Source organism: Mesorhizobium sp. M0815 (assembly GCF_040319995.1).
Classification (GTDB): Bacteria; Pseudomonadota; Alphaproteobacteria; order Rhizobiales; family Rhizobiaceae; genus Mesorhizobium.
Genome location: NZ_JAMYOU010000035.1, coordinates 25,602 through 49,225, shown reverse-complemented (window position 1 = coordinate 49,225; position 23,624 = coordinate 25,602). Strand labels below are relative to the sequence as shown.

The following is a 23,624-nucleotide window of genomic DNA, read 5'->3' as shown; positions in this document are numbered from 1 at the left end:
CAAGCTCCTCGGCTCCTTGCTTCAGTGTCAGTATGTCTCGCTCATCACCTCAAGCCGCGCCAGATGGGGTCAGCTTGGCGCTTACTGTCATCCAGGGCTCCTTCGTTGATCCAATCTCGGATGACTTTGATCTGATTGATCGTGGCAAACGGTCCTCTGAAGGGCATTTGGGGAAGGTCTTCCTGATCGAGCGGTCCAGAAAGAATGCGTACAAGGAAAGTTTCGTCGGCTTTTCCATTGCCGACACATTCGGGTGCGATCAGCCTGTAAGCCGTGCCGGCTATCTGCGCCCCGGCGTTCCTTAGTTCCTCGGCCGTGTTCCAACTGAAATTATCACCGCCATGTCGACGCTTCATACGCGGAATGTCCGCCATCGCCACCAAAGCATCCAGGGTATTCTTGACCGCTACAAACGTCGCCATCGTTAACCTCAATTGGCTGCTTCATCTAGCACTTCCATATCCATAGACAGCGCGGTCCTTAATTCCTTCGCATCAGAAGGTGCACCGTCTATCACAGCTTGAATCCTCGTCTTCCAATCGTCAACTTGCGAGCGGGAGAAGGGTTTGAACGACTCGATCACGACGCGAAACGCTCCGGCTGCCTCCAGTTTTCTAAGATCCGTGGGGGGAACCCCCTCCAAGTAAACAAGCAGGTTGGGAAGGACGTCGCTCGTTTCGTGGATGAGACTTCGCATCGCCGCGCGATTGATAAGCGGGTCAATGTTATTGTCGTCCTGTTCCGTCAACTTGAGTCGACGGGCGCGGCTGTCAGGATCGCCCGCCAAGGCTCGAAGCGTGGCTAGCGCTGTTTCCGTATCGTTTTCCTGAAGGGCCTTTTCGAGGACGTCACGCAGTGTGGGCGCAGTACTAGCCGGGGCGAGTGACATCGCCGCGATCACCTGGGCCCTGGTAGCGCCCTTGATGTTCGCGGATTTTAGGAGAGCGGTGAGGTGATTCTGTGCGTTGGGATCTAGCATTTCGGCGAGGGCAATCGCAGCTGGTACGGCCAGCGCGTCAGCTGTGTTCGATGCAGTTTCAGCCAGCAATCGATGCACCATATGGGCGACATGCGCGGGCACCTTAACGTTGTGGTGGACGAGTGAACCGGTCTCGATGATAGCTGCTTTCATCCCGGGGGTTCCGCTGCCTCCCTGTTCGACGAGGCCAAGTACGGCTTCCGTTCCGCCGGCTGGGTCCGTTTCGATCAGGTTCGTTGCAGCCTCTTGCCGCACCTCGGGTGGAGAAGCCGTGTCGGACGCGACCGCCAGAAACACTGTTTCCGGCTCCATGTTACCGCTAGCGCCGAGTGATGCCATAGCCGTTAAACGGCGATCCGCCGGCGCTTTGTTGTCTTTCGCCGTCTCTTCCAGAAGTGCAGCGATCGATGCCGACGCAGCCATCGCCGGGGATTGGGCCGAAGACGGCTGTACGCCATAGGGCACGTCATCGTATGCGACGCCATGCGGAAGTCGCGAGCCCGAGAGCCCCAAATAGTCAATCATGTCGGCCGGGGTAGGCTTCGCATCTGAAGCAGGCCAAAGGCCCGCCGTAGGCGCTGCCGGAAACGCCGTAAAAGGGTTCTCATCAGGGCGGTTCGCGCGGCTTTTCACGTCGTCCATGATCCGGCCTTTGGTGCCGTCCCAGGGCCACATCATATCCTTGAGGTTGTGTCCCAGGTTGGTAGTGTTTGTGTCGTTTGGCACGAACTTCCCGGTAAAGTCGTAGCTGTCTTGGGTTGTGCCTTCAGTGTCAAACCTTCCATAGAACCATTGCCATTTCGCCCACAGCCTGTCGTGCTCGGCATGGAACGGCCAGAAGGACGGATCCGATGGAGAGATCAAGCAGTTGGCATGCCACGCCCCCAGCAGCGCATGTCCCCTGTTGTGCGGGTCGAATTCTAACTCACTCGTGAAAGGCCCGAACTTGTCAGCATCCTTATAAGGCGGTGTCGCCCCGAATAGCTCGGTGTCCCCGACCAACGTCGCGCCGTTGCCTCGGCGCAGCAGCGACGTGTCCTTTGGAGAGCGGATAACTGTCTTCAGATCCTTGTACGAAATGCTCCAACCGTAAAGCCAATTCGCAGGCGAGAAAATGACCTCTGTCTGGAACGTGTCAACGGACCGACGGTTGGTACCCAAAAACATTGGGTCGAAAGCCTTCGTGGGGGCGTTTAGGCGCCAATATGGGATTGTAACCGCCGGATTGATCGCCTGAAGACGCCGTTCAAACAGCAAAAGAAATGCTCGATGCCACGGTAGAAATGCTGATCCCTGGTGAGCCTGGTCGGGCCAGAACTTTGGATTCAAAGTCCCATCTGGCAGGGTGATATTTTGATACGGAAACTTGCCCCGTGAAGCAAGGTCGTGCATTTCCGGAAAGCTCTCGAATGTCTTCGCCTTCACCTGCAGGTCATGCATCGCCTTCAGAAAAGCGTCGCGCTCGCCTGGGGTCAGCCGGTCCACATTCTTCCTAACTCGAACCATTGTGCTTAGGGAACCGATGGTTGGACTCGAAGCATTGCCAAGATGGATCTCGATGACCGCGTCCTTGTCCGCGCTGCTGGCCCTGGGGAAGTCTCCTGCGACGAAGAATGGGACCCAGCTGCCGTCGGCTGGTAGCGTCAACGTCAGCGTCTGTAACGTGGCGGTTTCACCACGAACAAGGCGCTCAGCGAAGGCCAGATTGCCGTCGAGCGGCTGATCGCGACCCGGGGGGACAGCTTGCTCGGGATCGTTTGTCAGCATTACCGTTACAGGCTGGGGACTGGGAGCTGAGATCCGTATGCGCGCCGGAGTTGGGGCCCACGTAAGATAGTCGTCGGTCGGGCTTGGTGTATTGTTGATCTCAATATCCGGCTTCACCTGAGGACCCGCTCCAGAGTCCTGAGCCAGAGCGTGCCCAACGAATGGAGCTTGAATGAGATTGGTGGACAAAAACGCTAACAGTGTCATGCCAAAGCGCGTCTCGTACTTCATTTCCGGCCTCAAGTCTTTGAAAATACTATATGAGTGGACGTACGAACTGCTGCGTTGGTAAAAGCATAGGTATGTCCTAGCTCAACCAACCATCCTTAAACACATCTTGGACTCACTGTTGCCTTACAACATTCACGAAGTCAGAAATTCTTACAGCGCATAACAATATGCGCCTTGTTCATGAGCAGCGTCAACAATGATTCGCAATGCGGGCAATCTCACTATTGTATTGACAAGAACCCGCCGAGGGTTGACCAAGGCTATTTGACGCTCGCGAGCTTGCAAAGATTGAGCAGATCGCCGATGTCCGCAGTGCAGCTCACTTTGTAAGCGTTTGGAAAATCCGGCTCCTTAATGCGGGGATCGTCGGCGGCGAAGTTAGGCGTGCAGTCCACCGTCGTCGCGGCGCTACAAGGGCGATATCTTGGATCGGCCGATGTCAGTCCGGGTGTGCAGGCGAGGGTACCGGCAGCCTTGCCCTGGGGCATGGTTGGCGCAGTATTCACCCTGCCCGGCATTGGAGGCGCCAGGGCGCCAATCGAGGATCGCATGACCGCCCCGCAATACCCGGTCAATGAACTCGATAGCCGGGGCAGCCGACCGGCAAACTCGCCTTGGGCCGCTGATCCGTGGCAGGCGGTACAGGCCTTGGGAGAGTCCATCGGGCCGGGGTTTTGGGGCCACTCGACCGTGTCGCCCGTTCTGACAAGGGGATGATACCACTCGGCGCCGAATGTATCCGACAGACTGCTGAGGATCTTGCCGTGGATGATGTAAGGGTTCTCTCCGGCATGGCAATCTGAGCAGACGCCGCCAACGCTCGCCTGCAGCTCGGTTCCCCCTCCAAAGTCAGAAAAGGGTCGTGACGTGCCCAATGGAAATTCGAACGTTTGTCCGTTCTTCTCATTGTCCCAAAAGCAGGTTTTTGAAGTGTCGCGCCCTAGGCAGATGACGCCGTCGAGCTGGACCATGTTGTTGGCATCGTAACGGGGCAGTGCGACGCATATGCCGGAAGGGGAGGCGCTCGTCCAGCTCAGAACCTCCGCATCGATGCTGCGCTCGATGAACAGGTCCGCCTTGTCAATCTTGCCCTGGCTCGTCCATCCAGATCCCGGCCCGAAATCCGGTGGGATCGGTACGCCGTCCGCCAGACATTCAGCGCGATAGGCCTCGCCTCCTTTGGCGGTAAGATCAAAGGGAATGATCTTATTCTTGGCTGTGAGCAGAGGATTGGAGGCAAGACGATCTGCCAGAGCCCGGTCGACCGCATAGGGTTGGCTCGGCGCTTCGGTGACCTGGTTCCAGAGCTTGGTTCGCAAAATACGCTTCAGCGCATTGTTCTTCTGGCGGATTCGATCGTCGGCTTCCGGTGGGACGGTATCGAGGAGCCAATCCACAAGGCTGGCGTCCACCACCAGGCGCGCCTGTTCGTCCAACGTCAGGCCCGTCCTGAGGTCCTGATCCAGTTTGTTGAAGTCCTGGCGCTGGGCGTCGGTCAATCGTGCGGCGAGCCGCGCCTTGTACCAAGCCAACGCCGTGCTCATCGACTGCAGGGTGGGGGATATCTCGTTGCCCGCTTGGGAAAAGATGGCGCCGTGGCCAACAAAGGCAATAGGATCGTCGTCTTGGATTTGGGCAATTGCGATCGAAGTTATCAATCCTAAAGATGCAAGGGAAACTGAGGCCGAAAGGCCAACACGACGAAGCCGTTCAAACATAGAACTGTCCTCCGATTGTCGTCTATCCCTGTAAAAATGAAAAAATCATCCCCACGCGATAGAGATCATCACCATCCCGGCCGCCACAATTATTAGGATAACACCGCCAATTGCTGAAAGGAAGAGAAACTCAGACGCTTATAGAAAGCAGCAACAGACGCGGAAGCGCATTGCAGGGAAACTTGAGGTGCATCAACTTCGAGGCGGAGTATCTTCAGATTTTCAAAGGTAAGTTGCATAGCAAACATTATGTTGAATCGAGCGGCCTGGCGCGTCCCGAGCCTTGCGCGATTTGGCCGTCCGCCGATCCCTTGCCATCCTGGAAGCTGCCTACGTTCAGCACCAGTGGCCAACGTGGACATGTCCGCGCGACAGCTTTGGCAAGATCGGCGTTGATAGCTGCCTATCGCGAGGCCAGCCGAAATTTGCTGGAGGATGCAAACCCTTCCGACATTCAAAATGCAATCTATGCCCTGCGACTGGCTTGTCGGTCGATCGAGCGTAAGGCCGAATACCGCGCTGCGATTGGCATTCATGGGCAGGCGGCGGTAAAGAGCGGCCGTATCAAGTTATCTGCGTAGCGCGGTATACGTGCCGTCAGATTTGCAAATTTTGTAGCTGAATCCGTGTCAAAAGAGTTCAAGCAGAACGAGCCGAACAAGCATCACTTCCTTCCCGTTTTCTACCTCAAGGAATGGGCTGGTGCTGATGGCCGTATTGTCCAGTTCAGCAGGCCGAACCCGAACGACGAGCGCATAAAGCCCTTGCGCCCGGCATCCGGGCGCCGTCGGCTACATTAACCGCCTCTATGCAGCGGAGGGCCTGCCCGAGAAGGTGGCAAATCTCTTTGAAATCACGTTCACCCGGGCGGTCGACACCGAAGCCGCAGCTGCCATGCGGCGATTGATGATGGGCGCGGGTCGAACACTGCTTCGGGTAGCGACGCAAGCAGCATCTTTCCGCTGGCGGAGCAATGTGCCGGCAGACGATCACCGACGCCGAGTCAAGACGTGTAAATCCTGCGTGTCGCCTCTCGACAAACAAAACGTATATCTAGCCCCTCCAGTAACGGAGATGGAGCAAGGTTCGTTTAACCGGTCAGCCAGCCACCCCTACGACCTCGGGCGCCACGGCCGTCCAGACGCTTGTTGTTCCGAGCAGACCGCGTCCCAGTGCGAGGACTTTGGGTGCAGGGGCATAGAGGCCTCTTTCTGCCTTCACGAAGCCGAGGCTTTCAAGCGTCAACAAGATACGTCGTGCCGAGGCGGTCCGTTCCTGGTCACGGGCATTCGTGCGGGAGGCTTTCTCTGTGCTTCCAGCAGGGGCTATGCGGGAGCATCCGGCGCGGGGCCACCCGAACTGAGGCGGCGTATTAAGCTGACGCTCAGTGAAACGGAGGAGGCGCGTACTCCGTCCCTTATCTGCATCACCTTTTCGACGAGCAGACTGCCAGCCCGATGGTCGTCCTCTTGGATCGTGGTCAGCGCCGGCTCGAAAGTTTGGGCCTGCGGAATGTTGTTGTAGCCGATGACTACAACGTCGTCTGGAACGACCAACCCGGTCTCCCGAATAGCCCGGATAGCCGCCATGGCGAGCGTGTCGGTCGCTGCAAAGATCCCGTCGGGCGGTTTAGGTCTTGCCTTCAGGCTCTCCAAAACGGCCCTGTGCGCCTCCTCGTAGGAAAATCCAACAGGCAAAGTGTCCACTGTATTTTGCCCGCTACCGGCGAAGCCAACTGCGAAACCCCCAAAGCGCATTCGCACTTGCTCGGTCTCTGGGTTGCCGACAAGGAGAACTGACTTTCGCGCCCCTGCCTTGAACTCTTCGCCGACCAGCCGGCCCCCGGTGAAATTATCGCTTCCGACGATGCAGTAGGTGCTGTCCGGCAACAGCGCGCCCCAAACGACGATCGGGTAGCGTGTCGCAAGGTTCTGCAAGAGGTCGTGCTGCCCGCCTTGGCCGAGGAAGATCGCCCCACTAGCACCGATTTCCGAGAACTTCTGTTCGTAGCGTTCAGTGGAGGGCTCACGCGGGCAGAGGGCAATCTCAAAGTCCCGAATCGTGAGGGCATGGGCGACATCTCCCAAGAGCTCGAAAATGAATGCGTCAGGCGACGTCCGGCCCAGCCCGGCGGACTGGAAGTCAAACACAATCGCGATCTTTCGAGAGGCTCTGCCTCGGAGCGCCTGAGCGGCGGCATTGGCCACAAAGCCGTGCTCGGCCGCCAGAGCCTGAATCCGGGCGCGTGTTTCCGGCAGAACGCTATCAATATTGCGGAGCGCACGCGACACAGTCGGAATCGAGACCCCAGCCAATCGCGCCAAATCCGCCATGGTGATTCGGCCGCTGGAACTCGCGTTCGATCTCACCACCAATGTTTTCCCTCCATAGCCACCTCTCAAGGCCTTAGACCGGAATTGGAATATATCGTTGACCATCCTCAAAAGATATGCAAGAGACAAGATAACGTTTGCGCAATGTCTTTCTCAGAAACTTACATCTGATCAGGAGGCGGTGCGGCAGGGAGGCAGAACGGAATTGATGGTCGCTTTCTTTCAGGGGGGCTTTGCACCGACCGCCGTTGTCGCGGCTTCTCCCACGGCAGTTGACCGCCACGTGCAGCCGATGGAGATCGCGGCGCCAATTGGAGCCGGCAGGCCTACCGCAATTTTCGGGGTCGCAGGCGCGCATGAGAGAACTCCGCTGGAAAAGCAAGACGATGGAGACGTCCTTGGGTCTGGCGATGGCGCGCCGCCGAGTGGTCGCTTACGAGAGCATGATCATCCGGTCCGGCCGAGGTACAAAATATCAATCGTCGCCGCATCGCGCTGCCGCGGTGCTAGGCGGACGTCAGCTTATCGGCCGCATGATTGTCGAGGACATGGAGACTCGCCTCAGGCAAATCACATCGCCAACAAAGCCACGGGCCGTTGTCTAACGCCGGACAGACCTTGCAACAGGGAGGAAGTAGATGAACTCGTTTTCTGGATCAACAAGCCGTCGCACGATCCGAATGCTCAATTTCGCCAAGACAATGAGGGGCACTGCGTCAACGACCCTCATGGTGCTTCTTGCGACGGCAGGCAGCGTCAGGGCCGAAACCGGGGCCCCTGTGACCATTACCTGTGGCGCGTGCCAGGAGAGCGCGAGTGACCCATTCTTGCAGTACAATTACGAGGCCTTGCTCCGGTTCAACGAGGCGTACAAGGGCCGCTATCAGGTTGAGATCCGTCAGAACCAGTACGCAAACTCCGGCGGTCCTGAGCGGCTCCAGTACTATCAGAGGCTGGCGTTGGCGGGCGATCTTCCCGACGTGTTCCTGATCAATGCCTCAGAGTTGAAAGAACTCCAGCAGACCGGAAAGCTGCGTGATCTCGCCTCAGATCTGCAGTCGGATGCGACCTGGCAAGCATCTTTTCAGGACGAGGCCTTCTCGGCGCTGTCGGGCAACGACGGACAGGTCTGGGCGATTCCCCAACAGCGTGATGCGATCGGCATCTACTACAACAAGGAGCTTCTTTCCTCGGTCGGCTACGAGGAATTTCCGCGCACTTGGAAGGAGTTCGAGGATGCTGCCAAGAAGCTCAAATCCTCGGGCAGGATTGCCATTGCAATGGATGGAGGTTGGTCGACACTCTTGATGTGGACCAATCTCATTGGCACCTTCCCAAAAGGTAAGCAATTCCTTACCGAAGGCATTAAAAGCCCGGACGACTACGCTTCCAACGAGGCGGTCATAGCGGCCACGGAGACATTGAAGCGTTGGCACACCAACGGCTATGTCAATGCCGACGCCTTCTCCGGCGAGTTCCAGAATGCGGCAGCAGCATACCTGAACGGTGAGGCCGCGATGATAGCAAACGGACCGTGGATGGTGAATGCGCAGATAAAAACCGGCGCTGCCGTGGAAGGCCTTTACGATAAAACCGGCTACGCGTCCTCTCCAGGCTGGCAACCCCAAATGCGGGGGCTCATTGTCGTCACGGGAGCCGGTTGGTCGAGTGGCCACACGGCGCATGACAAGCAGGCAGAAGCGCTTGTAGCATTCCTGAAATTCCTCTCCTCGCCCGATGAACAGCTGGAGCAGGCCCGTCAGACCGGAGCGCGCCCAGCGGTAAAAATCGACGCGGCCGCTATGCGGGGTAGTAATTTAGAGCCTCTCGGCGCGAAGCTTGCCGAAGAGGCTGATTTCCTGCCGCTCACCTACCCGCATTGGCGAGTACACGCGCCGGGCGGGTTCCTAGAAGCCTGGAAGAACCTCTGGCCCGCTTACGTCAATGGGGAGATGGAAACCGAAACATTCCTGCGGCGGCTTGCCAAGGACGCTGCGGGGAAGCAGGGTTAATATGGAGCCCATCGCCCCTGCTCGCCGCAGCTGGCGCCTGATGCACAATCGGGCGACCCCGACGCACGGTTCTGCAAAGGTTCGACCAGGCACGCTGCTGCCAATGGTCGTGTCCCTGGCCCCGGCTTTCGTCGGGTTTCTGATCTTCTTCCTTGCGCCGTTCGCCGTATTGGTTGTCTCGGCCTTTTCGGACTGGAGCGGCGCAGAATTCCGGTTCACCGGTATTGAGAACTTCAGGAGGATGCTGGCCGACGATGTATTTTGGAAGGCTGTCGGCAACACGCTCTTTTACTCGGCGGTTGGTGTCTTCATACAGGTTCCGCTTGGTTGCCTCGTTGGAATAATCCTCGCCCAAAAAATCCGGGGTTGGCAGGCCTTTCGCGCGATCATCTTCCTTCCGTGGGTCATCTCGGGCGCGGCATTTGCCCTCGTATTTTCCATTTTCTACAACCCACGGTTCGGTCCGTTGAACAATATTCTCGTTGCGATCGGCCTCCCCGGCGGGCACGACTGGTTGTTTGACACCTCCACGGCCCCTTGGGCAATCGGAGGCACTTTCGCATTCGTCCTCGGCTTTACCATGATCGTCGTCATGGCCGAGATCGGCAGTATCCCAAAGGAACTCTACGAGGCTGCGGCGTGTGATGGAGCCAAGGCCTGGGAGAAGCACCGCTACATCACTCTTCCCCTTTTGCGCAACGCGATCGGTACTTGCGTCCTCATCCGGCTGCTTGCGGACATCGGCCTATTCGACGTCGTCTATATCCTCACCTCGGGCGGTCCGAGCAATTGCACCGTCACGCTCGCGCTCTACGGCTATCGCGCCTACCTCAACGGCCAGTGGGGGTTCGCTAACGCCGTGGGCTCGACCATCCTGCTTATTGGGCTGGTCCTAATCGTTGGAGTGAGCCGCCTGTTCCGCATCGGGGAGAGAATCCAATGAAAACCGCAGGCCTCCGCCCGCTCGCCTCCGCCGTTGTGATTTACGCAATACTAGTGGTCGCCTCACTGGCCGCCCTCGGTCCCACGGCCTGGGTGATGCTCTCCTCGCTCAAGACCACGCCGCAAATATTCTCCGGATCCGGAATCATTCCGTCCCCCTTCACCATCCAGGGTTATGTCGACGCTTTCACGCAAGTGCGCCTCCACGACTATCTCATCAACACTCTCGTCTACGCAGTCGGAGGCACGATTGGCGCCCTCACGACCGCGACTTTGGCGGCCTATCCGCTTGCGCGCTATCGGTTCCCAGGCAGCAACCTGCTTGTTGCCGCAATCAGCTTGGCTCTCGCCCTGCCAGTCGTCGGTCTAGCGGTGCCAGATTTCTTCATCATGCGCGCCATTGGTCTCTTTGACTCCAAATTGGGCATGGTGATTTTTTTCAGCGCTCAACTCTTTCCTCTGTCGTTCGTCATATTGCGGTCATTCCTTCTCAGCCTTCCGCAAGATCTTGAGGAGGCTGCCTTGATCGACGGCGCGGGCTATTTCCGGATTGTATTTCAGATTGTCGTCCCCTTGTGTCGGCCCGCTTTGGCTACCGCGGCCGTGGTCGCTTTCGTGATGATCTGGAATGATTTCTTCTTCGCAAACCTCCTAACCGCCTCCCAGGACAACCAGAACGTTCAACTGGCATTGGCCGGGCTTAAGTCGCAGTTCAAGTTCAATGTCACCGGGGCATTAGCTGGTGCCACGATCGTCATGCTGGTTCCCATCGCGGTGTTCCTTGCGCTCCAGCGCCAGGTCATCGCCGGGCTTACCGCCGGATCCAACAAGTGATTTGGCAGCGTTTGGGATCGAGGCTCCCGGCGTCGGCGTGAGTGCGGCCGCCGGTGGTTGGTCCAGCGCCATAGGGAAGCAATGCTTATGTTGGGTGAAAAATTTGAGATGACCGAGCGGCCTTTTTCGACGGTCGTGGAAAACCAGCGCGAACCGATGGTTGCGATTCAGGCCGAAGAAGCTGGAGATTACGACGTGATCGTTGTCGGCGGAGGGCTTAGCGGTGTGTGTGCCGCTGTCGCCGCCACCAGAATAGGAGGCCGGACGTTGCTGGCTGAGTCCCTGCCTTTCGTCGGTGGGAATGGTACGACTGGCTTGCCAATCAGCGGGCTGTGCGCGCGCAACTCAGAAAGGATGATCGTCGGCGGGATCATCACCGAAATCCTTGAGATGCTGCAAGAGCGCGGGGGCGTTTCGGTCGATTTCAGACGCAAGAATTGGATTCCAGTGGACGCGGAACAACTTCAGTTCGTTCTGGGCCGGCTTTTACACACTGCTGGCGTGAGCTTGCTCACGTACTCCCCCTTGGTGGCAGTAACGCGGGATCAGTCCCGCATTAGCGATCTCGCCTTTTACAACAAGGATGGTCGTGCCCTCAGGTATCGGGCGAGGGCTTTCGTCGACAGTACCGGAGATGCTCAAGTGGCGCGCCTTGCCGGCCTCGCTACACCAATGGGCCGACAGCGCGATGGGCGGACACAGACCATGTCGCTCGTCTTCTCCATCGCCGGTGTGGACGAGTCTCGTGCGGAGTCGAACAGCGCGGTGAGCGCGGCGTGGAACCAGTTCCAGGCCTCAGGTTCGGTGCGGAACACGCGGCGCGATCCATCTGTGAACCACATTTTCGGCCGCCTTGGATGGCGCTCATTCATCGCCACACGAGTCAATGTCATGAAGGGCACAGACAACAGACTCCTCACCGAGGCGGAACTCGAGGGCAGGAGGCAGATCGAGGAGTTCGTATACGACTTCCTCCGGCCGAGAGTGCCTGGCTACGAGAATAGCTTCGTAGCTCAAATCGCCGGGCATGTCGGCGTGCGAGAGACGCGGCGCATTCTCGGTCTCTACGAGATCACGGCGTCCGATCTGATCTCCGGGAAAAAATTCCATGACTCGATCGCCTGCAATGCGAGTTCGGTAGAAATCCATATGCCAGAGAGCGGAATGGCTCGATGGGAACATCTGAAGGACGATGATTACTACACCATTCCGTACCGGTCCTTGGTTGCGCGCGACGTGGATAACCTCTTCGCCAGCGGGCGCTGCATCAGCGCCACACACGAAGCCCTTGGAGCGCTGAGAGTGCTCAGCCCGGCAATGGCAACCGGCCAAGCGGCAGGCACCGCCGCAGCCCTTGTGGCACTCAACCAAACTTCAGCGCACCAACTCGATGTCGAAGCAGTCAGATCAGCGCTGCAGGCCGCCGGAGCGATCGTCGATTGAGGCGTCGATGGCCTAGCACAACTGATTGGAGTCTAGGGAAACGAAATGACAGCACTCAAGTTTAGCAATGTAAAGAAGTCCTATGGCGAACTCCAAGTGTTGCATGGGATCGACCTGAAAATAGAGGCTGGCGAACTTGTCGTTTTCGTTGGCCCTTCCGGATGCGGAAAATCGACCCTTCTTCGAATGATCGCTGGTCTCGAGGACATTACCTCAGGGACCCTGGCGTTCGACGGCCAGGTAGTCAACAGCCTCTCGCCGTTGGACCGCGGCATCGCCATGGTGTTCCAGTCGTATGCGCTCTATCCGCATATGACTGTCTACGACAACATGGCGTTCGGACTGAAGCTCGCCCGCATAAACAAACAAGACATCCACCACAGAGTGCTGGAGGTGGCAAAGATCCTGCAAATTGCCGAGTATCTCGACCGCCTGCCCAAGCATCTCTCGGGCGGTCAACGCCAAAGGGTCGCGATTGGACGTGCCATCGTGCGTGATCCCAAGGTATTTCTGTTCGACGAGCCCTTATCCAACCTCGACGCGGCGCTGCGTGTCGCAACGCGCCTCGAAATTGCCAATCTGCATGATCGCATGCCGAATGCGACCATGATCTATGTAACCCACGATCAGGTTGAAGCCATGACGCTAGGTGATCGCATCGTCATCCTCAACCAGGGACGGATCGAGCAAATTGGCACGCCGATGCAACTTTACCACTGTCCCGAAAATCTGTTCGTCGCCCGGTTCATTGGATCGCCCTCGATGAACATCCTGCCTTGTACAGTCGATGGGAAAGGAAAAGTCAGTCTTCCTGATGGCCATAGGGACATACTTGAGTCCGAGCCTCTGGGGTTACCTCGAGGGGTCAATATCAGCCTGGGCATACGACCGGAGGACCTTGAGATCGTCCCGGAAGGCGAGGGCTTGTTGCAGGGCGTCGTGTCGCTTGTCGAGCAGCTTGGAGAGTTCCAGCTCGTCTATGTCGGCGAGGAGCCGCTCATAGCGAAAGTGGATGGCACCACTCAGATCAAAAAAGGAGATTGGGTTCATCTTTCCGCAACCGCGGACTGCATTCATTTCTTTGACGCCGATGGCCGAGCGCTGCTGCCGCGCGAGCGGCTGCACCAGTTCGCTGCTGAAACCGGCCAGATGATCCTCAACGCATTCGATAACTGAAAGAGCGCGAGTTCATGGATTTGCCTGTGCGTTCCTCTGCCGACTACATCTCCGGTCCCGATCGGTGTGTCGCATATGTATCGCGCGTTTTCCGGTGGCCATGCGCATTTCACCACGTTTGGCAGGCTGACCCCCCTCGGATCACCTCGCCGGCACGCGCATTGGCGCCCAAGCTGGCGCCCGTGTCGCCTGTTTCGACGGATCATCTTGTCAAGTGACCGGGCGGACGGGCGCTCTGCTTGCAGCGATCGTCTCCGATAGCTCGGATGTTTTGATGCGTGAGTTTTTTGCGATTTAGAGGCTTATGCCGCAGGGGAACCACACGTGACTAAATCCTTTGATTTTGGAAATGGACCTCATCAAGACGAGCTTTCAAGCTTGGTTACAAAAGAAGTTCAGCGCGTTCTGGCTGAGTACGATGAGGTTATAAATGGACACACTTCAATCTCATCGCGCATCGGGACGGGCAACATCGCTGCTACCGACTTGCCTTCGCCAACTCGCCAGCAAGCTATGCAGGATGATTTGGCCGGCCTGGCCTCCGAATTTGTTTACAGGCTCGTAGTCGAAGCGGCGCGACGTTTCGATGCCAGCGTCCATGAGGCGGCTACCATCACGGCGAGAACCGAGGGCGGACCTGGTTGCGCTGTCGCGAAAGCGCGAGATCCGCAACGCGATTCCACGCGCATTGAAGACTGGGCGGGTCAGGTTGCCGGGCCAACATATCTGGAAGAGCACTTCGGCATACCGCGATCAACATTGCATTGGTGGCAACGGCACAACGACGTGATCGCATTGCGGAAAGGCGCGCGCAAACATGTGTTCCCCTTGGTTCAGTTTATCGACGGCAGGCCTGCACCGGGGATACGACAAGTGCTCTCCTTGATCGCCAATTCCAGACTGGCTTGGCTTTGGCTGATCCGCCCTTCGCCTCTTCTCGATGGTCGCGTTCCCATAGAAATGCTCAGACAAGATCTGGTTGAAGAGGTCGTTCTGGCCGCACGAGTTTTTTCCTCGACATAAAGCCGAACTGACAAAACCAACTGCAAATCAATGCACCCGCATCGGTTGGCCAAGTGCCACCCTGTGCAGGCGGTATATGGCGTGCGCGTCACTCAGTATTGAGCGCTGTATCTCGCTTCAGTATGCAAATGTCCATATTGTTCTAATTGTATAGTTTGTACTATTTGTACAGTATATATTCCGTATCTCGTGGCATAACTGCAACTGCGGTTGCAGATACTTCTGTATTTCTCGCTACATGCCTTGAGTAATTCAATGTGACGTGTAGCGTCACACTGCGGGGAAGCGGCGCGATGCGCATGTTTCTCAATAGTGGGGAATGGGGAGGGGATGCTGTCTTTCAGCAAAGAAACCCTGGCTCCCTTTTTTCTTTTGAGTGGAGATCAAAATGAACATCTTGAGCCTTCTTCTCGGCTCCGCCGCGGCTTTGGCCGCGATCAGCGGCGCGCGCGCCGCTGACGCGGTCGCCGGCGCGGAGCCCGAATCGGCCGAATACGTAAAGATCTGCGACGTCTATGGTGCCGGCTACTTCTTCATCCCTGGCACCGAGACATGCCTGCGCATCGGCGGATATATCCGTTATGACGCTGGTGTGGGCGACATTGGCAGCTTCGACGGGGCCCAGGCGACCGACCACCAGGACGGTGGCATCAACGGCACCTGGAAAAACAACGCCCGTTTGAGCCTGAAGACCTGGACCGGCCAGGAAACCGAGCTCGGCACGTTGAAGACCTACACCGAGACCCGTTTCAACTTCGGCAATACGGCCAAGAGTGGTATCGTCACTGCCGACCCCACCGATCCCGAGGGCGTCTACAACAAGCCTGTCACCCTGAACTTCGCATGGATCCAGCTCGGTGGGCTGCGCGTTGGCAAGGACGAAACGGCCTTCGATACGTTTATCGGCTATGCCGGCAGTCTCGTCCAGGACGCGATCATCCCCTTTGGTGGTTATGACACCAATGTCATCCAGTACTACTTCGATGCGGGCAACGGTTTTACGGCAGTCGCCTCGGTCGAAACAGGCTCCGGCGCTGACCAGTCGATCGACAGCTACGTTCCGTTTGTCGTCGGCGGCGTGAAATACAAGGGTGACTGGGGTGCGATCACCGCCGTCGGCGCCTATAACAGCACGTCGGAAGAATGGGCCGGCAAAGCTCGCCTCGACGTCAAGCCGATTACTGACCTGACCCTGTTCGTGATGGCGGGCTACGGCAGCGACGACAACGTCGCAAAGAACTTCTACAAGCCGTGGACTGGCAACTTTGCCGTCTGGGGCGGCGGCAGCTATGCCGTCAACAAGAAGGCCTCTTTGAACGCCCAAATCTCCTATACCGACGACAAAGACTTCGCCGTTGCGGCCAACGTCGCCTACACCATCGTTCCTGGCTACACGATCACCGCCGAAGTCGATTATTACGACAATCTCGATGCCGACGATGCCGACGCAATCGGCGGCATCCTCCGCTTCCAGCGCTCGTTCTAACGGATCGAACGACTAAGCAATCTTGCCCGCTAAGGTAGGATTGCGGGCACGAGCTTCCCCCGTCCACCCACGTGAAGACGCCTAAAAGGCGATTGCTTGGATGGGTTGTCCAATAGTCGTTCGGCATGGCCGATGCGCTGGCCGATCAGTTCTTCGCGGCTGAGCGGCTTTTGGGGCACGGGAGATATCAAGCTCTGCGCATCCACCTACCAAGGGATTCGCAGCGATTCAAAGACTTCGCGCGTCCTCCCAAGGCCACGCTTGGAGCCAGTCAGTCGCGGCGGCTGACTGGCTCCATAGCCAGAGATGGCCCAAGATTCTCAGGTAGTTGGATGACACTTCTCGATCTTAGCTTCGGAGATTTCGTAGACGCGCTTGAAACAGCTTACGACGAGGTGGGATTCAAAGCTGCGGCTGATCGCTTTGCTGCGCGGCTGGGTTACCGATGGTTTGCTTATCTTGGGTTTTCGGAACTGTCGATGAAGGTGCTCTCATCCTATCCAAGTTCATGGGCACAGCAGTATATTCAGAGACGGTACGAGGATATCGACCCCGTTATCCGGCTGGCTCGATCATCGCAACGATTGTTTCAGTGGGATCGTCGGACTCTACGATTGCCATCGGCATCTCAGCAGCGCTTTTTCGCTGAGGCCGCCAAATTCGGAATTCACAGAGGTGCAACTGTCCCGATACGCGGAGGCTTCGGCCGCTTCGCCACGTTCACGGTCGCGGGCAACAGAGACACAAGTCTGGAGGTCCCTCCGACGGAAATTATGGATACCCTGCAACTTGCCGGGCTCTACTATCACGCTCACGTCTATGCGAAACTCCAGCTGGGCCTGACCCGCCTTGCCGACGCGCCACTCACCCAACGAGAGCGTCAGTGCCTTTACTGGGCGGCACGCGGCAAGAAAATGCCAGAAACCGCCATAATTCTTGGCATTTCGACACGAACGGTGGTCTTCCATATAGAGAACGCCCGTTCCAAGCTGGGCGCATTGACGGTTTCGCAAGCGGTAGCCGAAGCTACCTATCGCGGCCTAATCTCGTACTGACGAAGCGCGCTTCTTCCTTTCCACAAGGTCACCGTCGGCGCGGCTGCGTCCTGATGTGATTGTCAATCGCCATGGCACGCCATCCCTAATGGAACGGTTGTGCAATCGGCTCCACCGGCTTCGTTGGCGTCATTCGCCCTGCAAAATCCTACAGCTACGCTGCTCAACACGAAGTGCTCTTTGTTTCTCGCAAACAAAGGAACTTGCTGCCATGCGCGTATTTGCCGTCACTCATTCGGGCTACACTGAATTTCCTGATCTGATCCCCGCTATGCACCGGTTGCGCTATCGCGTATTTCGCGATCGCTTGCACTGGGATGTTTCTGTTTCAGGCGATATGGAGATCGACGCTTACGACGCTCTCAACCCGACATATATCCTTGCCGTTGGCGACAAAGGCTCGGTCGTCGGTTGCGCGAGGCTACTGCCGACCATGGGGCCAACGATGTTGGCGAACACCTTCCCAGGCCTGCTTGGATCAAATCCTGCTCCGAGAAGCGAAAGAATGTTTGAAAGTTCGCGCTTCTGTGTGGACACAGAAGCGTCCGACGCTGTAGCTGCGACTGGCCTTCGCGATGCGACGTTCAGTCTGCTAGCGGGGATTCTTGAATGGGGACTATCAAAGGATCAGGAGGCCGTAGTCACCGTAACGGACGTTCGATTTGAGCGCATTTTGAGGCGCGCTGGATGGCCGTTGGAGCGCTTCGCTCCGCCCCTGCAGATCGACGACACAAAAGCGTTAGCCGGTCAGTTGGCGATCTCTGAATCCGCGCTGCTGAGCGTGCGTAAGATCGGACAGATCCAAGGGCCTGTCTTGGCGACACGGTCCATCCCACTCGCGGCGGCATGATCACACCGCTGGCACCAGTAGAAAATGGCATCGAACTGCTTCATCTTCGCTATGCAGTTGCTGCCTCGCAATACGGTAGCTTCCGTCGCGCGGCTGAGGCGCTTGGCGTGAAGCAGTCATCGCTAAGTCGTCGCATCCGCCAAATGGAGGATCGCCTGGGTGTCGCCGTGTTCGAGCGCTCGAGCAGCGGCGTGCGGCTGACAGCCGCCGGAACCGATATCCTGCGCACCTCCCGGTATCTGGTCGATGGGCTGGAGCACATGGTGGCGTCAGCCAAGATAGCTGGTCGGGGCGAGGCCGGCCGGCTGGCCGTCGGCTTCTACACCTCGCTGTCGGCGGGGAACTTGCGCGCGATACTGATGGAACACGCGCGACGATTTCGGCAGGTGGAAATCCGCATGGTTGAGGCAGCGCGGGCGAATCTCTTCGCGAGCTTGAAGAATGGCCAGCTCGACGTCGCGGTCGTTACCGGCGAGCCGGCCGCTCGCGAAGGGGGAGCAATGGCTTTGTGGAGTGAACGCATCATGGTCGTACTGCCGGAGAGCCATCCACTGGCCGCGAACGAGATCGTCTATTGGACCGAACTTAGAGGCGAAACTTTCTTGCTGAGCCAGCGCGACCCCGGACCGGAACTCCGGGACACCTTGCTGGCGAAACTCGCTTCGCCCGGCGTCCAGCCCAAAATTGTCAGTCAGGACGTCAGCCGCGAAAGCATAACGGGCCTGGTGGGAGCGGGCCACGGGGTCAGCCTGATATGCGAGGCTGGCATCGGCGCCAGCTACGCCGGCGTCGTTTATCGCGCTGTGCAGGACGGCAACGGCTCGAGCCGGATCAGCTATGCAGCCTATTGGCAGAGCGACAACGACAACCCGGCGCTGCCGCACTTCCTCAAGTTTCTGGAAGAGCGCCATCCCTTGCCGTCTTCTAGGGTTGCCGGGCCCGCCGCGCCTTCGCGAACGCCCTATCCGTCGCCATGAAGCGCTCAATCATCGGTACGATCAGCCTGGCTGGCTCGCCAACCGGCTGGCCCGTCTCTCGGCCGAGAGCCTCGGCGTAGACGATGAGGTCGCGATGCACGGCGGCCGGCAGTTCGATCGAGATCTTGACCGGCTTGTCGTCAGGGACGGCGCCAAGTTTCAGGTTCGTCATGTCAGCCTCCGTAGGGCTCAAGGACGAGATCGTGGGTGACGATCACGCGCACGGGAAAGCCCGGCCGGATGGTGAGGGTCGGGGCGATATCGAGTTGGCGACCAACGACCTGCTGGCCGATCTGGCTGACGCTGTTGGAAGCCCCCTGACGCAGCGCGCGAACGATATCATTGTCACCACTCGATGATCCGGTCTCGGCGCCGATGCTGAGCAGTGTCGATAGCGCGGCCGCCTTGAACAGTTCGCCCCAGTGATTATCTACCCCGTCCTCGAGGCCGGCATAGCCCTCGGCATCGGCGCCGGGCTGCCGCTCCAGCACGATGGACCTGCCGTTCGGCATGATGATGCGGTTCCAGACCAGCAGCACGCGACGCTGCCCAAAGCCGACGCCGTTGTCATACTGACCGAACAGCCGTGCGCCCTGCGGGACAACGAGGATCCGTCCAGTCGGACTGTCATAGACATTCTCGGTCACCTGGGCGGTGATCGGGCCGGGTAGATCGGATCGGATACCGGTGATGAGGGCCGCCGAGATGATCGAACCTGCCTGCAGGACATAAGGCGAGGCCGGGGCTGCAACACGATCGGGGCTCACCGTGCGCCGATCGACGGCGGCGTTGAGGAAGGCGGCCCGCCGTTCCTGTGCCGAGGGCGTCACCGGCTCCGGCGCGAGGCCGAGGCCTGCGAGCGACGGATGGTCTGTTGCTTGCGTTTCTCCGGAGGCCGGCACCGGTGTAGCCGGTGCGGACCGCGACTCGGTGCCGGCGAAAAGCTGGCTCGTCCGCGCGGCATCGATTTCCTGGAGCCGGCGTTGTTCCTGGGCGCTGACACCTGCGACGGGCTGACCACCGTTCTGCGCGCTGAGTATCGGACGCCCAAGGTCTCCTGGAAGCGGCGGACCCAATTGTGGAACACTGGGCCGCGGCATGCCGGAGTAATCCCTTGGCAATCCGGCGAGACCGTCGACAGTGGTGCGGTTGTCGGTCGAATACAGTTCCTCGTTACCGGCGCCGCTATGGCCCGACTGAAGCGCATAGACGAAGGCGCCACCAACGCCGAGACTGGCGAGCAAGCCTAGCCCGGCCAGCACGCGTCTGGACAGGCGGGTGACTCGAGGCGCATCCCCACGCAGCCGCATGGCGGAGAGGCTGGCCGTTCCTGTTTCGATCGGCGGCTGTTTGTCTTCCTCCCGGTCCTCGCTCACCGCGCTTGCCCTCCGCTGTCGCTCCTGGCGTTGAAGTTTCGCGTCCATGAAAACGGCCCGTTCCTCACCCCGTCGGTGCGTGTGATGCGAACGCGCTGCTGCTGACGGCCGCTACCGAAGCGGAGCTCGGCCGCGGCGAACAGACGGTCGACGATCATGTGATTGCCGCGGACGCGGTAGTTGACGAGCTCGGAGGTCTTGCCCTCTGGGCCGACGATAAAAAGTGGCGGCATTTCGCCTTGGCCGATGCCGCGCGGGAATTCGATAAAGACCTGACGGCCGTCGTCAAAGGCACGCAGTGGCCGCCACGGTGCGCGGTCACCTTCGATCGAATAGCGGAAGTTGATCGACGCGAGATCGACTCCGGTGGCGACGGGCTGAGCGGCCTCGGCTCGCGTGTTCTGTCGGCGCAAGGCGATGAGCTGGTCCTGCGGATATTGCCAGGAAACCGATGCCATGTAGGTCCCCGTCGTCGAGCGCAGCTCCATGTGATAGGTGCGGCGATCGGTGTTGATGACGAGATTCGTCGTCAGGTCCGCACGGGTCGGCTTCACGAGGATGTGGATCCGCCGCGTTCCGCCTGAGCCGCTTTCGGTATCGCCAATCACCCAGCGCACAGTGTCGCCGGCGGCGACTGGACCGGAGCCGACGAGCTGCTCGCCGGGCTGCAGGGTGACGTCGGTGATCTGTCCGACGGCGGTATAGACCTGATAGAGCGCGCCCTGCGTGTAGGGATAGACCTGCATCGCGTTGATAAACCCGTCCCGCACAGGCTGCATGCGCGCGGCGGCGTTGGCCTGGTTGACCCGGGCGATGGGCTCGGCCGGTTCCGGTGTTCGACGTGCTTCCTTGACCGGCTTCAACTGGCCCGGCAAGGGCAGGGGGCGTGGAAGTTCGACCACCTGGACCGGCGCCGGCGGATCCGCCGCGAGCACAGCGGGCTGTGGATCGTCGTAGGAGATCTGCGGCGGCTTTTTGGTGGCGCAACCGCCAAGCGCCGTTGCGGAGAGCAGCACAAGCGGAAAGACGGATTTACGGAAATGAGGAAATCCGACTTTCGCCGGAGCCGGCCGAACATGAGTGATCATTGGCCAAGCTCCTTCGACCAGTTGATGGCGTTGACGAAGACGCCGAGAGGGTTCTTGCGCAGCCGCTCGGTGTCGCGCGGCGGCTGGATCACGACCGTGAGGATCGCAGTCCACCGCTCGGTGGATGCGAGCGAGCCGTCCTGGTAGCGGCGCTCCACCCAAGCGACGCGGAAGCTATCCGGTGACGCGCGTATGACGCTGGACACCTCGACGGCGATCTGTTGCTTCCCGACCTTGGAGAAGGGTTCGTTGGCGCGGGCGTAGTCGTTGAGCGCCAGCGCGCCGCGATCGGTCGTGAAGTCGTAGGCCCTGAGCCAGTTCTGCCGAACGATGATCGCGTCGGCGGGGATCGATCGGACCTGTTCGATAAAGCGGGCCAGGTGCCAGGCGATCTGCGGATCGGTCGGGCGATAGTCGGCGATGGCCGGCTCGACGGCTTGTGCCTGTCCGAGCCGGTCGACCTGCACGACCCACGGCACGACCGTCCCGCGCGCCGATTGCCAGACCAGCGCCGCAGCGAAGCCACCGGCAAGCAGCAGCGATGCAAACGCCATCAAGCGCCAGTTCTTCGCCTGGACGCGCGCCGAGCCGATGCGCTCGTCCCAGATCTGGGCGGCCTTTTGGTACGGCGTCTCGGGTTCGGGTGTCTTGCCGTAGTGGGTGGATGGTCGTTTGAACATCAGCGGTCCCCTTCGGAGAGATTGATGGATGAGCCGCCGCCATGGGCGTCGCCCGATCGGACTGCGTGGCTGACGGCCGAGATTCCATGGCTGACCGTCTGGGAGCGCTTCATGCGCTTTGCCCAGGCGGGCGGCGTCGAGGAACCGGCCGAATAGGAAGGGTCGTTCGCGGCCTCGACGACGCTGCCGATCGTGCCTTCTGTCGATGTGCCACCAGTGGCTTCAAAAGCGGCCTTTGCACCGCTGGAAAAGCTCTGCCTCACGCTGTCGGCGGTGCGGGACCCCGCGCGCCGGAGCGGCGATGTGGCGGCACTGGCACCGGCACGGGCGACGCCGCCGAGGCCCGAGGCAGCGCCGGCTGCCCCCGTCTGGCCCGCAGACGCAAGGCTGTAGGAAGTCGTGGCTCCGCCGGCGAGCGTCGCGCCGCCACGCGCAGCGGCCGCGGCACCACCTGACACAGCGTTGACGCCGCCGGCGGCCGCGCCAAAGGCCCCGCCAGCCATCACGATTCCGCTGGCGGCGAGACCTGTGCCGACAGCGGCGCCGGCGCCGAGCTGTGGTCCGCCGGAGACGAGGCCATTGGCGATGCCGGGACCAAAGATGCCAAGGCCGAGCAGTGCGAGCGCGGCAAGCACGATCGCCATGGCGTCGTCGATGGTGGGCGTTGCGCCGCCGAAGCCGGCGGTGAATTCGGAAAAGAGCGTCGAGCCGATGCCGATGATGACGGCGAGCACCAGCACCTTGATGCCGGAGGAGACGACGTTGCCGAGCACCCGCTCGGCCATGAAGGCGGATTTCCCGAAGAGGCCGAAGGGGATCAGCACGAAGCCTGCCAGAGTGGTGAGCTTGAATTCAATCAAGGTGACGACGAGCTGGACCGCGAGAATGAAGAAGGCGAAGAGCACTAGCGCCCAAGCGAGGAACATGCAGGCGATCTGGATGAAGTTCTCGAAAAACGACCAGTAGCCCATCAAGCCGGAAATGGAGTCGAGCATCGGGCGGCCGGCGTCCAAACCTGTCTGGGCGACCTTGCCGGGGCGCAGAAGATCCGCGGTCGAAAAGCCAGTTCCTGAGGCCTTGAGGCCGAGGCCGGCGAAGCTCTCGAAGACGATACGGGCAAGATTGTTCCAGTTGCCGATGATGTAGGCGAACACGCCGATGAAGAGCGTCTTCTTGACCAGGCGCGCGATGATGTCGTCGTCGGCGCCCCAGGACCAGAACAGCGCCGCCAGCGTCACATCGATCACGATCAGCGTGGTGGCAATGAAGGCGACCTCGCCACCGAGCAGGCCGAAGCCGGAATCGATGTAGCGGGTGAAGACTTCGAGAAAATGATCGATGACGCCGCTGCCGCCCATGATGCTATCGAGCCTCCGGCCGATCGATCGCCGGCGGCGCGGGCGCGAGGAAGCGGTGGCGGTTCTCGGCCCAGGCGCGCAGGCATTTCGGATCGCGGATGCCCGCTTCGCCAAGCTCCTGACACCGGATCAGATCGCCGCGCAACGGATCGGCACCGACGGCCTCCGATGCGCCGATCGAGGGGGTTGCAGAGCCATCCTCTTGCCCGCTCAGTTCGATCGCCGTCGCCGCGATGACGATCCCGACGAATCCGACCGCGCCGAGCCGCGCGAGCATCTTTCCGTCCATGGTACTG

The 23,624-nt window shown here is 59.5% G+C and carries 21 protein-coding genes; 11 read left to right on the top strand and 10 right to left on the bottom strand.

Translation table 11 applies throughout. From position 1 onward, the window contains the following. Nucleotides 1-44: 44 nt before the first annotated feature. The 3 genes from NKI01_RS27060 to NKI01_RS27050 form a co-directional block, all read right to left on the bottom strand. Nucleotides 45-422, bottom strand: a complete 378-nt coding sequence (locus NKI01_RS27060; protein ID WP_352965287.1) for a hypothetical protein — start codon at nt 420-422, stop codon at nt 45-47. Between the two features lie 8 nt (nt 423-430). Then, nucleotides 431-2,977 carry a tyrosinase family protein gene (locus NKI01_RS27055; RefSeq protein WP_352965285.1) on the bottom strand — a complete coding sequence of 849 codons (2,547 nt, stop codon included), beginning with the start codon at nt 2,975-2,977 and terminating at the stop codon, nt 431-433. Nucleotides 2,978-3,237: 260 nt separating this feature from the next. Continuing rightward, nucleotides 3,238-4,695, bottom strand: coding sequence for a hypothetical protein (locus NKI01_RS27050; protein WP_352965283.1), 1,458 nt, complete (start codon nt 4,693-4,695; stop codon nt 3,238-3,240). 110 nt (nt 4,696-4,805) lie between these two features. Here NKI01_RS27050 and NKI01_RS27045 point away from each other — a divergent pair, with 110 nt between their 5' ends. Then, a complete protein-coding gene (locus NKI01_RS27045; RefSeq protein WP_352965281.1) occupies nt 4,806-5,276 on the top strand; it encodes a hypothetical protein in 471 nt (156 codons plus the stop codon). A gap of 744 nt (nt 5,277-6,020) precedes the next feature. Here NKI01_RS27045 and NKI01_RS27035 read toward each other — a convergent pair. After that, entirely contained in the window at nt 6,021-7,067 is a 1,047-nt protein-coding gene (locus tag NKI01_RS27035; protein ID WP_352965291.1) for a LacI family DNA-binding transcriptional regulator, read from the bottom strand. A gap of 599 nt (nt 7,068-7,666) precedes the next feature. Here NKI01_RS27035 and NKI01_RS27030 point away from each other — a divergent pair. From NKI01_RS27030 to NKI01_RS26985, 10 genes are all read left to right on the top strand, one after another. Then, nucleotides 7,667-9,040 carry an ABC transporter substrate-binding protein gene (locus tag NKI01_RS27030; protein ID WP_352965279.1) on the top strand — a complete coding sequence of 458 codons (1,374 nt, stop codon included), beginning with the start codon at nt 7,667-7,669 and terminating at the stop codon, nt 9,038-9,040. A 1-nt stretch (nt 9,041) separates the two neighbouring features. After that, nucleotides 9,042-9,983 (top strand): carbohydrate ABC transporter permease, encoded by a 942-nt coding sequence (locus NKI01_RS27025; protein WP_352965277.1) that lies wholly within the window; start codon nt 9,042-9,044, stop codon nt 9,981-9,983. Beyond that, on the top strand, nt 9,980-10,816 hold the full coding sequence (locus NKI01_RS27020) for a carbohydrate ABC transporter permease (protein WP_352965275.1): 837 nt from the start codon (nt 9,980-9,982) through the stop codon (nt 10,814-10,816). The genes NKI01_RS27025 and NKI01_RS27020 overlap by 4 nt, the downstream gene beginning before the upstream one ends. 87 nt (nt 10,817-10,903) lie before the next feature. Beyond that, a complete protein-coding gene (locus NKI01_RS27015; protein ID WP_352965273.1) occupies nt 10,904-12,259 on the top strand; it encodes an FAD-dependent oxidoreductase in 1,356 nt (451 codons plus the stop codon). Nucleotides 12,260-12,304: 45 nt separating this feature from the next. Beyond that, complete coding sequence (locus NKI01_RS27010; protein ID WP_352965271.1) at nt 12,305-13,435, top strand: ABC transporter ATP-binding protein; 1,131 nt, start codon at nt 12,305-12,307, stop codon at nt 13,433-13,435. A 324-nt stretch (nt 13,436-13,759) separates the two neighbouring features. Beyond that, entirely contained in the window at nt 13,760-14,458 is a 699-nt protein-coding gene (locus tag NKI01_RS27005; protein WP_352965270.1) for an antitoxin Xre/MbcA/ParS-like domain-containing protein, read from the top strand. Nucleotides 14,459-14,846: 388 nt separating this feature from the next. Next, the gene (locus NKI01_RS27000) at nt 14,847-15,944 is read left to right on the top strand and encodes a porin (RefSeq protein WP_352965269.1); all 1,098 of its coding nucleotides are present in this window, start codon (nt 14,847-14,849) and stop codon (nt 15,942-15,944) included. A gap of 332 nt (nt 15,945-16,276) precedes the next feature. Next, on the top strand, nt 16,277-16,999 hold the full coding sequence (locus NKI01_RS26995) for a LuxR family transcriptional regulator (RefSeq protein WP_352965267.1): 723 nt from the start codon (nt 16,277-16,279) through the stop codon (nt 16,997-16,999). 211 nt (nt 17,000-17,210) lie between these two features. Further along, a complete protein-coding gene (locus NKI01_RS26990) occupies nt 17,211-17,849 on the top strand; it encodes an acyl-homoserine-lactone synthase (protein ID WP_352965266.1) in 639 nt (212 codons plus the stop codon). Further along, nucleotides 17,846-18,826, top strand: coding sequence for a LysR family transcriptional regulator (locus NKI01_RS26985; RefSeq protein WP_352965265.1), 981 nt, complete (start codon nt 17,846-17,848; stop codon nt 18,824-18,826). Before NKI01_RS26990 ends, NKI01_RS26985 begins: the two co-directional genes overlap by 4 nt. Here NKI01_RS26985 and NKI01_RS26980 read toward each other — a convergent pair. Genes NKI01_RS26980 through trbK-alt form a run of 6 tightly spaced genes read right to left on the bottom strand, consistent with a single transcriptional unit; the run spans nt 18,774 to nt 23,617 of the window. Then, nucleotides 18,774-18,998 (bottom strand): DUF2274 domain-containing protein, encoded by a 225-nt coding sequence (locus NKI01_RS26980; protein WP_352965264.1) that lies wholly within the window; start codon nt 18,996-18,998, stop codon nt 18,774-18,776. The genes NKI01_RS26985 and NKI01_RS26980 overlap by 53 nt on opposite strands. A gap of 1 nt (nt 18,999) precedes the next feature. Continuing rightward, nucleotides 19,000-20,202, bottom strand: coding sequence for a TraB/TrbI/VirB10 family type IV secretion system protein (locus NKI01_RS26975; protein ID WP_352965263.1), 1,203 nt, complete (start codon nt 20,200-20,202; stop codon nt 19,000-19,002). After that, nucleotides 20,199-21,290: a P-type conjugative transfer protein TrbG gene (gene trbG / locus NKI01_RS26970; RefSeq protein WP_352965262.1), complete on the bottom strand. Its 1,092-nt coding sequence runs from the start codon at nt 21,288-21,290 to the stop codon at nt 20,199-20,201. The genes NKI01_RS26975 and trbG overlap by 4 nt, the downstream gene beginning before the upstream one ends. Then, nucleotides 21,287-21,970: a conjugal transfer protein TrbF gene (gene trbF, locus NKI01_RS26965; RefSeq protein WP_352965261.1), complete on the bottom strand. Its 684-nt coding sequence runs from the start codon at nt 21,968-21,970 to the stop codon at nt 21,287-21,289. Before trbF ends, trbG begins: the two co-directional genes overlap by 4 nt. Next, a complete protein-coding gene (gene trbL / locus NKI01_RS26960) occupies nt 21,970-23,328 on the bottom strand; it encodes a P-type conjugative transfer protein TrbL (RefSeq protein ID WP_352965260.1) in 1,359 nt (452 codons plus the stop codon). The genes trbF and trbL overlap by 1 nt, the downstream gene beginning before the upstream one ends. Nucleotides 23,329-23,332: 4 nt before the next feature. Beyond that, entirely contained in the window at nt 23,333-23,617 is a 285-nt protein-coding gene (gene trbK-alt, locus NKI01_RS26955) for a putative entry exclusion protein TrbK-alt (RefSeq protein ID WP_352965259.1), read from the bottom strand. Between the last annotated feature and the right edge of the window lie 7 nt (nt 23,618-23,624).

What these genes read in the sequence shown, in the direction of transcription:
- NKI01_RS26990 (WP_352965266.1), top strand. Translation starts at nt 17,211, where the DNA reads ATGCGCGTATTTGCCGTCACTCATTCGGGCTACACTGAATTTCCTGAT.
- NKI01_RS27030 (WP_352965279.1), top strand. Translation starts at nt 7,667, where the DNA reads ATGAACTCGTTTTCTGGATCAACAAGCCGTCGCACGATCCGAATGCTC.
- NKI01_RS27015 (WP_352965273.1), top strand. Translation starts at nt 10,904, where the DNA reads ATGTTGGGTGAAAAATTTGAGATGACCGAGCGGCCTTTTTCGACGGTC.
- trbK-alt (WP_352965259.1), bottom strand. Translation starts at nt 23,617, where the DNA reads ATGGACGGAAAGATGCTCGCGCGGCTCGGCGCGGTCGGATTCGTCGGG.
- NKI01_RS27055 (WP_352965285.1), bottom strand. Translation starts at nt 2,977, where the DNA reads ATGAAGTACGAGACGCGCTTTGGCATGACACTGTTAGCGTTTTTGTCC.
- NKI01_RS26985 (WP_352965265.1), top strand. Translation starts at nt 17,846, where the DNA reads ATGATCACACCGCTGGCACCAGTAGAAAATGGCATCGAACTGCTTCAT.
- trbG (WP_352965262.1), bottom strand. Translation starts at nt 21,290, where the DNA reads ATGATCACTCATGTTCGGCCGGCTCCGGCGAAAGTCGGATTTCCTCAT.
- NKI01_RS27025 (WP_352965277.1), top strand. Translation starts at nt 9,042, where the DNA reads ATGGAGCCCATCGCCCCTGCTCGCCGCAGCTGGCGCCTGATGCACAAT.
- NKI01_RS26995 (WP_352965267.1), top strand. Translation starts at nt 16,277, where the DNA reads ATGACACTTCTCGATCTTAGCTTCGGAGATTTCGTAGACGCGCTTGAA.
- NKI01_RS27050 (WP_352965283.1), bottom strand. Translation starts at nt 4,695, where the DNA reads ATGTTTGAACGGCTTCGTCGTGTTGGCCTTTCGGCCTCAGTTTCCCTT.
- trbL (WP_352965260.1), bottom strand. Translation starts at nt 23,328, where the DNA reads ATGGGCGGCAGCGGCGTCATCGATCATTTTCTCGAAGTCTTCACCCGC.
- NKI01_RS27010 (WP_352965271.1), top strand. Translation starts at nt 12,305, where the DNA reads ATGACAGCACTCAAGTTTAGCAATGTAAAGAAGTCCTATGGCGAACTC.
- trbF (WP_352965261.1), bottom strand. Translation starts at nt 21,970, where the DNA reads ATGTTCAAACGACCATCCACCCACTACGGCAAGACACCCGAACCCGAG.
- NKI01_RS27060 (WP_352965287.1), bottom strand. Translation starts at nt 422, where the DNA reads ATGGCGACGTTTGTAGCGGTCAAGAATACCCTGGATGCTTTGGTGGCG.
- NKI01_RS27020 (WP_352965275.1), top strand. Translation starts at nt 9,980, where the DNA reads ATGAAAACCGCAGGCCTCCGCCCGCTCGCCTCCGCCGTTGTGATTTAC.
- NKI01_RS26980 (WP_352965264.1), bottom strand. Translation starts at nt 18,998, where the DNA reads ATGACGAACCTGAAACTTGGCGCCGTCCCTGACGACAAGCCGGTCAAG.
- NKI01_RS27000 (WP_352965269.1), top strand. Translation starts at nt 14,847, where the DNA reads ATGAACATCTTGAGCCTTCTTCTCGGCTCCGCCGCGGCTTTGGCCGCG.